At 33.8% G+C, this 13470-nt stretch carries 12 protein-coding genes; 3 read left to right on the plus strand and 9 right to left on the minus strand.

The annotated features are described in order from the left end of the window. Positions 1-42: 42 nt before the first annotated feature. The 3 genes from NFRAN_RS10665 to NFRAN_RS10675 form a co-directional block, all read right to left on the minus strand. Positions 43-558 carry a PsbP-related protein gene (locus tag NFRAN_RS10665; RefSeq protein WP_134484977.1) on the minus strand — a complete coding sequence of 172 codons (516 nt, stop codon included), beginning with the start codon at positions 556-558 and terminating at the stop codon, positions 43-45. Positions 559-658: 100 nt separating this feature from the next. Next, on the minus strand, positions 659-1039 hold the full coding sequence (locus NFRAN_RS10670; protein WP_134484978.1) for a hypothetical protein: 381 nt from the start codon (positions 1037-1039) through the stop codon (positions 659-661). Positions 1040-1081: 42 nt separating this feature from the next. Further along, positions 1082-1270, minus strand: coding sequence for a hypothetical protein (locus tag NFRAN_RS10675; RefSeq protein ID WP_134482615.1), 189 nt, complete (start codon positions 1268-1270; stop codon positions 1082-1084). Between the two features lie 1074 nt (positions 1271-2344). Here NFRAN_RS10675 and NFRAN_RS10680 point away from each other — a divergent pair. After that, positions 2345-3145: a YoaK family protein gene (locus NFRAN_RS10680; RefSeq protein ID WP_134484979.1), complete on the plus strand. Its 801-nt coding sequence runs from the start codon at positions 2345-2347 to the stop codon at positions 3143-3145. A gap of 549 nt (positions 3146-3694) precedes the next feature. Here NFRAN_RS10680 and NFRAN_RS10685 read toward each other — a convergent pair. Beyond that, positions 3695-4468 carry a hypothetical protein gene (locus tag NFRAN_RS10685; protein WP_134484980.1) on the minus strand — a complete coding sequence of 258 codons (774 nt, stop codon included), beginning with the start codon at positions 4466-4468 and terminating at the stop codon, positions 3695-3697. A 977-nt stretch (positions 4469-5445) separates the two neighbouring features. After that, positions 5446-6774, minus strand: a complete 1329-nt coding sequence (locus NFRAN_RS10690) for an alpha/beta hydrolase family protein (protein WP_134484981.1) — start codon at positions 6772-6774, stop codon at positions 5446-5448. Positions 6775-7091: 317 nt separating this feature from the next. On the opposite strand from NFRAN_RS10690, the gene NFRAN_RS10695 reads away from it, so the two are divergent. Then, positions 7092-7802: an SDR family oxidoreductase gene (locus NFRAN_RS10695; RefSeq protein WP_134484982.1), complete on the plus strand. Its 711-nt coding sequence runs from the start codon at positions 7092-7094 to the stop codon at positions 7800-7802. Between the two features lie 269 nt (positions 7803-8071). After that, a complete protein-coding gene (locus tag NFRAN_RS10700) occupies positions 8072-8656 on the plus strand; it encodes a hypothetical protein (protein ID WP_145988080.1) in 585 nt (194 codons plus the stop codon). A gap of 137 nt (positions 8657-8793) precedes the next feature. On the opposite strand, the gene NFRAN_RS10705 is transcribed toward NFRAN_RS10700, so the two are convergent. The 4 genes from NFRAN_RS10705 to NFRAN_RS10715 form a co-directional block, all read right to left on the minus strand. After that, positions 8794-9849, minus strand: coding sequence for an EamA family transporter (locus tag NFRAN_RS10705; protein ID WP_172602304.1), 1056 nt, complete (start codon positions 9847-9849; stop codon positions 8794-8796). A 676-nt stretch (positions 9850-10525) separates the two neighbouring features. Further along, positions 10526-10681 carry a hypothetical protein gene (locus NFRAN_RS13965; RefSeq protein ID WP_172602305.1) on the minus strand — a complete coding sequence of 52 codons (156 nt, stop codon included), beginning with the start codon at positions 10679-10681 and terminating at the stop codon, positions 10526-10528. Between the two features lie 824 nt (positions 10682-11505). After that, a complete protein-coding gene (locus NFRAN_RS10710) occupies positions 11506-12894 on the minus strand; it encodes a glycosyltransferase (RefSeq protein WP_134484985.1) in 1389 nt (462 codons plus the stop codon). Between the two features lie 103 nt (positions 12895-12997). Then, the gene (locus NFRAN_RS10715; protein ID WP_134484986.1) at positions 12998-13423 is read right to left on the minus strand and encodes a hypothetical protein; all 426 of its coding nucleotides are present in this window, start codon (positions 13421-13423) and stop codon (positions 12998-13000) included. Between the last annotated feature and the right edge of the window lie 47 nt (positions 13424-13470).

Genomic DNA, 13470 nt, shown 5'->3' on the forward strand with positions numbered 1-13470 from the left:
ATTTTGGGTAAATTGTCACGTCAAGACTAAAAAATAGAAAAGTTAGGTATTGAATTTAAAACTCTGAATTATTTGTTTTACCTTTGGCAATGTTTCTGATGCATATAAAACAGGTGTAGTGAAATGCATTTGATATTGTTTATCGTTGTGAACAACAATAGTTTCCATATCAAATGTTCCAAGCTCGTGAATAAGATATGAAAATTGCTTTGCAGGTAATTTATCTACTGTTGTCGAGTTGTTATCAAGGATTTCAACGTTCAGATCGCCGTAGAATGATTCAGGATCTTGTAAGAATGCAATCTCTTCTGAGACAATTTCATTTAAACTGTTATTATCTCGTGATATTGATTGGGCCGTTGGATTTAACGATGTGCCAATAGGAAGGGGAGAAATATTAAGGTAAGTAATATTTAGGGGATTTGTTTCTCCTGTTGGTTTTAAAACTACTATAGTATTTGAACTATAATACGGGAAAGTCGAATTTCTTGGAGCTATTTCCCAACTTGATGGATAGTCTATCTTAAATTCTGGACTGTCAAATGTCCTTAGCGTCACATTTTGAGCAAATATGCTTTCATTTCACTACTAGAACTAACCAATACTGCTGTGAATATACTGATACTAAATTTTTTTAGCTGACTAATTGTGGCTCTGTTCACTTAATATGTTTTATTTCATTGTTATGATAGTCTACAAAGAGCCGCAGCCAATTCCGTACATGCTTTAACTTGTAATTCTTTATTCTACAAGGAAAGTAGTCATCGAAACTTTCGGTTCTATCCTTTATGTATTGCATCTTTCTTTCAATCAGACTTTTCTCCAGAGAGGAATGAATGTGATGATCGAGATTTAAGAATCTACAGGCCATTGGATACCAAGTACCTCCATCATCAGTCGAAACTGGATGAATTCCATGAATCTTGACTAAATCTGAAATGAATCTTTCAGCTACAAACATGTTTCTTTCTTTAGAGATAGACAGTGCGAGAATTTGCCTGTTTTCTGTCTGGTTCAGTTGCAACCCAGAGCCAGACAAACTCTGATCCCACCTTCAACATGGTCTCATCTATTATATACTCTAGAACTCTTCTTCTAGTTGACTTAGCTTTTGAGGCTTGTACTTTTGAATCCAATTCCAAATGGAAACGTGATTTCTCTTGTATATCTGAGATAATCTTTCCGAGGCTTTCCTTAAGGATAAGCCTGAAAAGTACAAATGCAACCCATAATATACATACTTTGAAGGCGTTCTGTTTCTAGTAAGCATAAAAGAAATGGAATGCTTTCAAGCTATAGGCTTATCGTTAACTGAACAGAGCCCTAATTGTGTTGTTGATGATTAATATCTTATAACAAAGTATAAAATATATATGATTTGATTTAGAAACTTTTTCTTTCTCTTTTTAATGATCTTATATTACAACATATTGAATCATTTATTATGCGGGGAGAGAATTAATTTTCTAATGCTCTGCCAATTTCTATCCACGGATTCTATTAATTCTTAGAAGCCCTTTGCAATAGTTTTTGAGTTAGAAACCTCCATCTCAGAATCGTTTAATAAATTACTGGTCAAGAAATCATATACAGTTGAACACTTGCTCTACAGAACTGTGTTTGTTTATTTGACTAATATGAATATCTATCTGATTTTTCCTGATGTTTTTAACAAACTGTCAGTAACAATAATTTGATTACCTTCCTTTTTTGAATAATGTGTCGCATTGCAATTAATTACCATTAAGCAGTAATCTTATTTCTAAGTTATTTCTGTTTTAACAATAGAATTACCCCTTTACACTTTCGGATCATTATACGTCTACTCCTTTTTTCGTCTTCTGTAGGAAGATTGCTAGAATTAGGATTGACTTGGTTTTGATCGTTTGAGTAGGGATGATATTTGAAAAGCCGTTTTTGTCAATTACTGTCAAATTGACCGCACATTAATAGTCTTTGCTATAAATTTCTGCTGATTTTGACTAAACGAATCAATCAATTATTGGTGGAACTAGATAACTAACGAATTAACAACTCATAAGATCGATATTTAAACTCTTATCTCATGCCTAAATCATGTTTATCCGTAGTAAGAAACAACAATGTGAATAAAAGTCAGTTTGTTATTTTGATTGTATTTTTTGAGTTAGTGAGTAGAGCAAAGACTAAATTTAAAATAAAAGTTTAACTTTAGGTGTTGACATTAAACGTTTGCGTTAGTTCAACTGGATTCGATATTGCTTTGAGATATGAAGCCTTGTTTGCCAAGAAGATATATTTGATATTTACATTTACTTTGATCTATTTCTTATAATCATAGGTGGTCTGTTGGAAGGTAAATGAGATGAGCAATTTTAAGGAACAGTCTTCTGTTATCTCGGATCGCAGTAGAGATATATTATTTGTAGTTTTAACATCTATATCAGGAACATTAGATGCCCTAGGTTTTTTTGGACTAGGTGGCATTTTCATATCTGCTTTATCTGGTAACACTGTAGTATTAGCCGCATCACTGATACAAGGGGAATCTACAACAGCAATATTAGGAATTTCTGTTTTTGGCGGCTACCTGTGTGGAGCATCTTTAGCCGCATTTCTTTTCAAAAGAAAAGCAAATAACGACAAGGGGTGGGATATTGAGGTAACATATATACTTGGCATAGAGTTAATTGTGCTGCTACTCCTGTTTACTCAATCTTATTTTCATAGATTTGATTCCTACTTGAATCTCGATTCAATATTAATGGTTATTACAGCGTCGTTTGCAATGGGAATTCAATTTATTTGTGCACGCCATGTCAATAGGATTGGAGTTATCACGACTATGATTACTGGCACTCTATCCAATGCAATATATCGGTTGATAAACAAAGAAGAACATTCTCAATCTATCCCGTCAAAAGATGCTAACAAGTCGTCTAGTTCTAAGGAATCTAATAAATCGCAAACGGATGGGCACAAAAGAACAACTTTTTATCTTTTTATAGTGTGGATTGGATATTTTATTGGGGCCGCCATTATGACCCTAATCCTTGTTAACTCGACGCTTTTTTTCGCCACATCTTTGCCATTTGCATTAATGCTCTTTATCTTTTTTTATGCAGTCCTAAGACAAAAAAAGAATTTCCAAAAACTCGGAAATTAAAGTATTAGCATGATTACAAGGGTGATTTCAATACGCATTAATGTGATGGGATCATTTAATATATTTTGCTTATACTGATTGCAAATTCAATCTAATTTGATTAGCATTTATCACTCTATGTTAAAAGCATATCAAAAAATAATAATGAAAGATATCTTCTGGTTGCATGCAGTATTGCTTGTTTTCGTTAGATCCTATTTGACAACTAGTTTCTCTCATAAACAGTGTATTAAATGAGGAGAGAGCAATGTAAGGTTTAAAAGTAAAGACAAAGTTATTTTTACCTCCATGATATTTTGAAAGGTCGTTAACTACCAAAGTTATAATTAAACTAACAATCAGTATCACTCTTTAATTGGAGTTGTTTCCAACGGATTTTTTATGTTTCCATATTAAAATTGTATGTAAAATTATTGCACGAATTAATTATCAATGAAGACAGCATAAAAAGTCTATTTTGACCCCATGTATCTCGTCTTATCTTAGGGTTTATAAAAACAATAGTAACTTTTCTTGTCGCACTAAAAGGTTAAGACAAATTCAAAATAATTAAGATGGGGCTGTTCCCCCTTGGACCACAAAATTGTTCGTTACATTACATTCGACGGAGTCTCCTGCATCAACCGAGCCTGTTGCTGAATTCAAAGAGGGGAATTCTGGTGTACAATCTCCTGTAAATTGTGGAATGACTCCTAGCTCATCTGCATTTAATTCATTCTTTATAGTTTGGATTACTTCATCATCCACATTCTCTACAATCCTGTAATCTCCTGCACCTATTGATACTTCTGTTCCTTCTTCTGACGCTGGAAAATTAGATGGGTTAGGGTTATTGCCACTAATCACAAAGGAAAATACCGCTGGATATACATTATTTAGGACATAGCTGCATACAGCAAGATCATTAGGGTTACCTCCTTCACTTTCACATCCTATTATCTTAGATATCGATACTGTTGCCAATTCATCGTCTCCACCGGGTGAAGGTTGACTTGGTTGGTTACCGTTTCTTAGGCAATTTCCAATGCTATCCGTTAAACCAATTCCATTTGTCAATTTGTGCCCAACGCTGGAATTACACGAAATCTGATTTCCAGATCCAATCGATCCTTCTCCAGAAATTGTAGAAGTACCTTGATCGGAAGACGATTCTGTTGTTCTAGATTCCTCTCCGTGGTTGGTATCTGGATTGTTCACTGTCTGAGTCACACTATTTAATTGTGCAAATACAAATCCTGTGCTAAATTTTTCGCTCAAATCAAAAGTCATAACGTAAAATACTAATGATACTGAAATCAAAAAAACCATCCATTGAGGTGCCATATTACAATGTATCTTCTTACAACATATATTGAATTGCATGTATTTTAATTGTTGTTTATAATATGTAGATATCTTGGAAGATTATTCGATGAGAATTCTTAGAATAATTTGGCAATCAATCAAAAGAATTCGGTCTACGTAATCCTTCATAATTGGAAAAAACTATAGCAGGTTCATCATCTTGTTATGAGCAAAACAATATATAGTAACTTTATCTCCAATCAAAAAAAAAGACCATGATCCTGTTTGATATGATAATCTTCATTGCCCTTTTTATTATGTTTAATAATTTCTTAATTTGACTATTCTATCTCTCTGTAGTACACCATTAACTTATTTACCTCAACATACACCTGATGGCAATCCATATTTACTATAAGTCCTTAAAATCTGTTGTCATATCAAGATTATCTGTTAGCGATACAAGTCATTTTTCGTAATTTATTTCTAAACAACAATGCCTTGTTGTAATTTTCTCTTGTAGTGTTTTTACTTCTTGTCGTTTTGAATAGACCATGTGATTACTAGGAAGAGGGGGATTCCTAACTCAAAGCTATTTAATCTTGAGTAAATAGACAAATCAGTGAGCTTAGTTTAAGGTTTCAAGGATAAAAATTACTTAATAATGTATTTAATAACTTCGTGGATCTTGATTTATTGTTCAAATCTATTGCAATATGATATTCACCATTGCTTTTGTATGGAGATGCCATAAGGATATTGTCCTTAATAATTACCATGACAAAGAACTCAAATTGTAAATAGAAAAGGACCGTCATACTTTGTTTTGAGCCCTTGTTCCTTCATAATAACCCAAAATATCAAACAAAGGGGACTTTGCAAAGCTTTTTTGGATTTCAATTGATCCAAAATCATACCAATTATGATAACTTTCAGTAATAGAATTTTTGATGTGCAGATTTTAATGGATAACACTTCTCTCTTAAATTAAAATAGTAATGTCAAGTTAACAGAGATTAAGAATTATTGTTCTTTAATGCTTCATCAAGCCAGTCGAAAACTCTTTGATGTGTTATTGCCAAAGCGCCTGTCTGACAGTGTTCCTCTGCTCCTTCTTCGGTTGTAAATAGTATGTATTTCTTTGATTCTGGCGGTAGAGAAATCAGTCCATCATATACCTTTTTTGGCTGCCCTGGAAAGGAATCTTCCTTCTCAGCATCTAGTACAAGTGTTGGAGTCTCGATATTTTTTAATATTCCTTTCACTGAGAAATCTTTTGCCCTTTTTATTAATTCATAAGGAGAAATGGCTCCTGTAGTCCTCATCCCATGCTTTATGTTGAATCTTATGTTGGGATCGGTTTCCATTACATTGGTTAATGCAGTATTTACAAATTCCGAATTACCTGCATTTACTGCATCTATCAATTCTTGTGGAAAACCTGTTTGAATGGCATCATAGCTATCATAAACTCCATTATATAATATACACGCAGATAACCGCGATTCGAATGCGGCTGCACGGGCAGCTAGGTATCCACCCATGCTAATACCCATAAGCGCAATCCGTTTAGGATCTACGTTAAATTCATTCTTATTTAATATTACAAAGTCTACAATTGGTGTAACTACCTTTTCCCAATCATGCCTGAAGGGGATGTTCTTTTTATGGATGACTTCTCCCTGTCCTGGCCCTTCAAATGTCAAACAATTATATCCTCTTTCAGTCGCAGCGGCTGCAGCAGAAGCATACAATTCCTCTAACCTAGAATCAAAACCACCAACCACTATCAATGTAGGATATGTACTGGTATCTTCACCAATGTTGTTATCTGCGATTTTTTTGTCTACTTCTAGTTGTTGTCGCTGTTGTTGCTTTTCGCCGATTTGTTTATTGTTTTGGCTTGTTTCATTTTTTCTACCTGCGTGGTAAAAATAACCCGGTAATGTTGTTCCTTCATACGGTATCTGTATTGATTTTACAGTGTTGGTAAATAAAGATACGGCTTTTTTGAAACAATACTTGCTAAGATCCAGTGTAGTTAGAATCCGTGGATCATGTGGTTCAATCAACAAAAACCCTGAAACACGATAGTAATTTGAGGCTCTCAAATATGCCTCTTTGGCACTCACTAAGTGATACTTGGATTCACAATCTTCTGCATATTGATGAATCCTTGTTGCGGTTTTTAACCATTCTTTATGCCAGCTTTCAAAATCCCCTTCCTTAATGCGATAAGCCGTAGATACACATTTTCCAATATCTGTGCATTTGTAATATGTTTGACCTATTGTTCTAAGTAACTGTAAAGAGAACGTCGGGTCATCGAAAATAAACTTCATCATTATTACTAGGTGTCTTGTCCAATAAGCATTACTTGAATACTAATCAACTCTAAAATGCTAACAAAATATTTATCATGGTAATTTTGATCCACGGGGCCAACATGCGAGAGTATCATTATTGATAGAGGTTGGATACTATGGCGGTTAAGCAAAATGGGCTTTGTTGCAAAGCTGACCAATTCTCCTCCCTAATACTTTTTAGTACAATGTTGATACCTCTTTTCCTTTCTGTGTTTGATTGAACTGGGTGAAGGACTTGATATACTTGGTTTATGATGCATATCAAATGTATTAAACCATCATTTATCAGAATAAACATGAAATCCAAATTCGCTAAAAAGATTGCTCTTGTGACAGGAGCAAATAGGGGAATCGGATTTGAAACATCCAAACAACTTTCACAATTCGGATTAAAAGTCATACTTACTGCTCGCGATCGGATAAAAGGCGAAAATGCAACGAAGAAATTAAAGGATCAAGGGTTGGATGTTATTTTTTATGAACTCGATGTAACAGATAAAGAAAATATAACAAATGTATGCAATACGATTGAAGAAAAATTTTCACGTTTAGATGTACTTGTTAATAATGCAGCGATATTATATGACCCATATCAATCAGCCTTAAACGCGGACCTAGAGATTGTAAACCAAGCTCTTAGGACTAATCTATATGGTCCATGGCTACTTTGCCAAGCATTCATACCGCTCATGAAAAGAAACAATTACGGTCGTATTGTGAATGTATCCAGCGGTGCAGGTTCGTTACATTATATGAACGGAGGAGCTCCAGCGTATGGAATTTCTAAAGTGGCACTCAATGCATTAACAAGAAAATTAGCTTCCAAATTAGCCGGAACCAATATACTTGTAAATTCAATTGATCCAGGTTGGGTAGCTACGGACATGGGGGGGAAGGGAGGACGACCGGTTGCTGAAGGAGCCAAAGGCATTGTATGGGCATGCTTATTACCAAATAATGGTCCCAGCGGAGGATTCTTCTATGATGGACAAACTGAACGGTGGTAGAAATTCATTCCTCAAGTCGCTATCTAGATTATAAAGGGTTCGTAAATTAGTTTCCACAGTAAATATTTTGAAAACTTGGTTGTTATTCAACTATTGAACAATGGTTGTATCATGTTGTCCACTATTAAGAAGCTGTTTTGACTATATGCTATGCTATCAACTTGGTAGATGATTGGTTCGATACACTTTGTTTTATGTAGTAGTTACGAATTAAATTTCTGATTATTGTTAAAGAAATATTTTATAACATTGATTTTTTAGATTCATTGATGCAAATCACATCGCTTTCTATTTTGGTTTTAGTGACTATATTGACAATGTCTATATCCTTCTCGTCTTTGCAGGAACCTGCTTATTCGCAGAAAGAAACAAACAGTTCCTTGACTATAACGAATATCCAGAATACTAGCTTGACACTAGGTAAGCCGATTTATGTGGAAAAGTTTAAGGTTCCTTTGTCTTCAGGTGATGGTACCGGTTATTCAAACATTAATAATACCTCCGATTTTGGTACCTCTATATATTCATTTAAGGGGAATGGTACTTTAGAGGGTATGAAAATATCTGCTTCAGGTAGTGGCATCATGGTTCCAAGAGATGATGGCACAAGTTCCATAACAGGTAGAGCAATTTTTATTTCTTCGAATGGCAGTGCCAGTTATTCTTTTGAGGACATTGCAACCACCACGGACAATATCACACAAAGATTGGGCTCTGCTTTCTTTGATGCTAACGCAACTGGAACCTTGGAGTTTCTCAAAAGTTCGGTAGGGGTATATCAATCTTTTGTGGATAATAGAGATGGGCAAGGTATTTTTGCTATGTGGAACCTAAAAGGTTTTACAGAAAAATGAGAACTAATACTCCTACCTTTTTAATTTTGTAATGTAAAAATATAATACGTTATCAGATCTTTGTTATTGACTCTAACAAAATAGGTCTAATTTGCTTTTCGTCCCATCGAACCCGACCCATTGCAATTTGACAATATCTATTGATAATGTTTCTTTGATTTAGAACTGATAAAATCAGTCATATGAATGATGAAAATTCCAAGAAATCCCATTATGCATCCGGCAGTTGCTAATAATATGTTTTCAGGTAAATGACTTGGATAACCTAATTCTTTCAGTGCTATTTGGATGATGAATACCATTACAAGGTTTGAAGATCCAATAGTTGCTGTAAGAGATGCACCAATTCTACGAAGGCCGATTACATATGATAAAGAACCAATAAATGGAATTAGAGAAAACAAAAACAAGATTAGTAGATTTTTGTGAGTGGATAATAATTCAATTTGAGATGGCGAGTCATCCAAATATTGGGTTGTTGTGTACATCGAATCAAATAGTAATACAATGACCATAAATATCACAAGAATGAGTCCTGAACCTAACATAGATGCACCGGCAACATGAATAGAAGAATGTTTGGTGACCAATTTTCCAAGAAATATTACACCTGCTGCAAAACCAATTGCCGAAAGGATCGCTTCCAAATCACCGAAACTAACTAAAGAAAGTATTGCAAACAATGGCGAATCACTATCTATCTCTCCAACAGGATCCGATAAATTTAGGTTGTTAATATCCTCTAAAGATAAGTCACTAGCCAAAGAAAGAAAAAATCCTAAAGACCCTATACAAATACCAATAATTTGAAATCTGTTTAAACGTTCTTTTAAAAAAATTCGTGCTAAAAAAATTATTAATATGATTTCAATCGGTCCAGCTATCAGAGCTTCTTTTGACGCTCCTATTCTGTTTATAGAGTCATACCAGGTAAATATTCCTAATGAAAGTGATAACGATGCCATCAATAAAAATTTCCAACTTTTAGTAAATATCTTGATAATATCTTTATAGGTTTTAGTAACAATAAAGGCTACAGATAGCAACATCAAGCCAGATAATGTAATACTCAAAGATGAAAGCACAATCGGAGAAATTCTAACGTAATAGATTGTAAGATATTCTATAATGATTGATTCTAACGAGAGAGCAAGAGCATATACAAAAACTATCCACGTTTTATAAAATAACAAAGAACAATTCTTTATAATTTATTTCTTATATATTAGGCATTCTTCGTCATACGAATATTATGTCGCAGAATCCCAAATTGGCTAATTAGCATTTTGGGATTCTAATAGAAAATACTTCACATGGATATTGTTTAGGTCAAATATTATCTAAATTAAGTAATAATAATCAACGAAATAAAAAAGCAAAGTAATAAGCTTCCTGAGAGAGGAAGTATCGGGTAAAGGTGATCGCTATCATCATCTGATCTTGAATTATTTGTGAATTTCAAATTCAATCAAGTTTGTTTCACATACCACCTACTACTGTGTCAATACTGTCCTTCTAAATTGCTCAACATGGTACATTGATAGGACTATCGTCAGAATGGTTTGCCAATTTGCATCTTATATCGAAGATAAAAGGCAAACCTACTTACAAAAGTGTGATCGATTTCATGATCTGGGGATATGTATATCATCTATGTTATGCAAATTATCTCTATGGTTTCGACCAAATTGCTATGAACAAGCAATACCGGATTGTGTTTAAAATAACATGTAGTTCATCTTTTGATCAAGTTTCTAGTTTCTATGATATTTTATTGAATATGGAAGTCATCAAGTAGTAATTTATTTTTTATAGAGGTTTCATTACAGGTAACAAAAGTAAATCGATGTCTACAAAATTATTTTTAAATTATTGAGGGTATTTTTTGCGGCGGGACTTTAGACGGAAGAATTCTAAGATTGATGAGTCTGAGTGATATAGATTTTCCTCCCCTTCTTGTGGTATAGTCCCACCGCCTGAGAGGTAACGATAGCCATCATTCATCAGGATAGATATGTCTTGCATTGAGACGATCTTGGATAATAACTAGGCATCCTACAGCCAAGGAGCAAAAATTGAGTGTCCTATGGCATAGTGTGTTGGTGATATTTCACATCCCAATCATCACCTAATGTCGCATATAGCTACTTTTTTTATTTACATTTTTCTATATCCGTCATCCGGGAAAAAGTATCATAAAATTTTTAAATTTTTTAATTTGGCATTTAAAACCGATTAATCCTATTGTCCAATTACAACAATTATGATACAATAAAAACCAGGATATCTCTATATTCTCAAAAAGGAATATCATGGTATCTATGGATGATCTCATGAGGTCTTGAGAAGGATCATATTGGGTAAACCAATCCATCACTTTCTATTACACAATAGGTAATGCTCCTCTTTTATCGATACAGACATAGGTATTATTACTCATACAAAATTAATCCACTGTCTTTCAAACTGTTGTTACTAATTATTTCAATCTGTCATTTTCATTGACCTGCTATAATGCTAATAATAGTAACAACAGGTATGTTTTATACCTTATCAAATTTCTGCGATTCTTAAATTCAAAAGCATTTGTCGTTAGTGGCTTGCTGTAGTAATAATTTGAAAATAAGTATTCACATATCCGAGATTCTGGAATGAGGTGACAAATTGACTTTTTTTTAAATTCATTTGTTGTTAATTTGCAAGTCTTGTTTGAAAATATTGGTCTAGGTTTCAGATAAGACGTAAGCATCCAATAATATAATTTAATTCGAAGGATAACAAATTCATAATTAGGCTAAAAAAATTCTAATTATTTGGCATATAAGGAAAAAGATCCTTCTTCTTCTTCCTTATTTGGCTGAAAATAAATTTCTGATTTTCGAATTGGAACTAAAACCGTACTGATGATCACATTCTAAGTTGTATAGCATTCGACTAACAATCAACTGAAATTGTCTCTTGTAGTTTGTCTCTGAAAAATTCTTGGCAATGTCTCTCATCTTGATACTTTCTTTTATCATCTCTTCTTTTGACATATTTGTTAGTAGTTGTGATACTATTTGGCTTGCATCTTCTAACGACTTGTATTGATATTCAACAGGAACGAATTCTGATTGTCCGCCTACGGTAGGTACAATGGGAATTAATCCAGCACTCATAGCCTCTACAATCGACATTCCAAAATGCTCTCCTTCTCTAGGATGAAAGAAGATTTTGCTTTTTTTCATCAGCTCAATTAGTTCTTCAAAACTTACATCTGTATGCAATTTCACAGTATCTGATAGATCAAGTTTTGATATTAACTGGAGTAGATCATGGTAATAATCCTGATAAAAAGGTTCTAAACTCCCTGCTATGTTTAGCTTGGTCTTAATTTTTCTTTCTTTTAATATCTTTGCAAGATAAATGGCGTTCTCAATTCTTTTACTTGGTTCGATTCTACAGATGACTAGGATGCCATTTTCATCGCTGTAATTTACTTGTGATGATAATGATGAATCAAAACGCTGTTCTATTTTTATTTTTGAAATGATTGTGTCTACGTCTACTGGTGGGCTTAGGACAAGAATATCGTTATTTGTACCGTATTCTTTTTGTATGGCAGCTTTGCTGTAATTAGAGTTTGTCATCAAAAAGGAGTTTCTGATCATAGAATCAAAAGCTTTCTTGACCCAATTTACATACTCCTTTTTACTATTTTCATAATCGAAATTATGTTTTCCTGGGTCAGTAAACATTGATTCAACCATTTGAGATGCCATTTGAGTCGGATTCTTGTAGACAATTTGAGTTGTTACGCCTATTCTTGGCTCGATGCGATATTGTAATCTGCCAATCTTGAGGTGGTAGGTCAAATATTCATTATCCTCATTTTCTAACAATAACTTGGCAGATGGATAGTGACAATAGACAATCATGTTGTTAGCATTCAATGACGAATGGAAATATGGATCTATATCACCATGAGTATTAATAATCAAGTCATAATTAGTTTGATGCAAGTTACGATGAATACTTTGCTCATCAAACATATCCAATATATTGATTCTTCTGATTTTCTTTACTACCGAAGCTAAATCCTTCCCAAATGCATTTTCTAATTTAGATAAATTGGGTTGTTCTAGCGTTGTCAACTCAATATCTATTCCCATTTCATGCAATGCTTTCATGGTAACTAGTGTGAAACGTTCTCCACCGCCACAAGGATTTAAATTGGAATAAACAAAGTTTGCCCTCACTTATTTCACTTCCTTTGTCTAATACAATCTAGTCCCTCACATGTCACACCTTTTTTTTCTTGTAGTACATACAAGGAAGGGACAAAAGTTTGAAAAATCATATTCAGACCACTTGCTCCTTGAATGATTTTTTAGGTGTTTTCTTTTCGTGTACTTGACTGACGACTGCTCTGGCTGCCACGTACGTTGATATGCTACCTAATACAGGTACGTGTACTAAGATCACTAGAATACTATTTGTAGCGAGATCATATAACTGGGGAACACCCTTTCCTAATACTCCTTGTGTTAGGACAGCATGTACCTTGGAATATACCTCTTCCAATGCGTGATACCAAGAATTAGTGATTTGTAAATGTATTTGTTGTGCCTTTGAGTTAAGGTCGCTGTTAGTTATAAACATTGAGGGAAGCATTCCCGGAATGGAGATCAATTCTAATGAAAATAAATTATGTAATAATGTTATTTTTTGAGTAATCTGATTTTTACCCATGTTGATGATTTTAGTTATAAACCCTTTCGTGTTCATAAAGAAACCACCATCAATAATTGTTCGATATTTGAATATATATTTTA

Origin of the sequence: Candidatus Nitrosocosmicus franklandus, assembly GCF_900696045.1 — an archaeon.
GTDB classification, from domain to species: Archaea; Thermoproteota; Nitrososphaeria; order Nitrososphaerales; family Nitrososphaeraceae; genus Nitrosocosmicus; species Nitrosocosmicus franklandus_A.

What these genes read in the sequence shown, in the direction of transcription:
- NFRAN_RS10675 (WP_134482615.1), bottom strand. Translation starts at nt 1,270, where the DNA reads ATGCTTACTAGAAACAGAACGCCTTCAAAGTATGTATATTATGGGTTG.
- NFRAN_RS10680 (WP_134484979.1), top strand. Translation starts at nt 2,345, where the DNA reads ATGAGCAATTTTAAGGAACAGTCTTCTGTTATCTCGGATCGCAGTAGA.
- NFRAN_RS10685 (WP_134484980.1), bottom strand. Translation starts at nt 4,468, where the DNA reads ATGGCACCTCAATGGATGGTTTTTTTGATTTCAGTATCATTAGTATTT.
- NFRAN_RS10690 (WP_134484981.1), bottom strand. Translation starts at nt 6,774, where the DNA reads ATGATGAAGTTTATTTTCGATGACCCGACGTTCTCTTTACAGTTACTT.
- NFRAN_RS10695 (WP_134484982.1), top strand. Translation starts at nt 7,092, where the DNA reads ATGAAATCCAAATTCGCTAAAAAGATTGCTCTTGTGACAGGAGCAAAT.
- NFRAN_RS10700 (WP_145988080.1), top strand. Translation starts at nt 8,072, where the DNA reads ATGCAAATCACATCGCTTTCTATTTTGGTTTTAGTGACTATATTGACA.
- NFRAN_RS13965 (WP_172602305.1), bottom strand. Translation starts at nt 10,681, where the DNA reads ATGCAAGACATATCTATCCTGATGAATGATGGCTATCGTTACCTCTCA.
- NFRAN_RS10715 (WP_134484986.1), bottom strand. Translation starts at nt 13,423, where the DNA reads ATGAACACGAAAGGGTTTATAACTAAAATCATCAACATGGGTAAAAAT.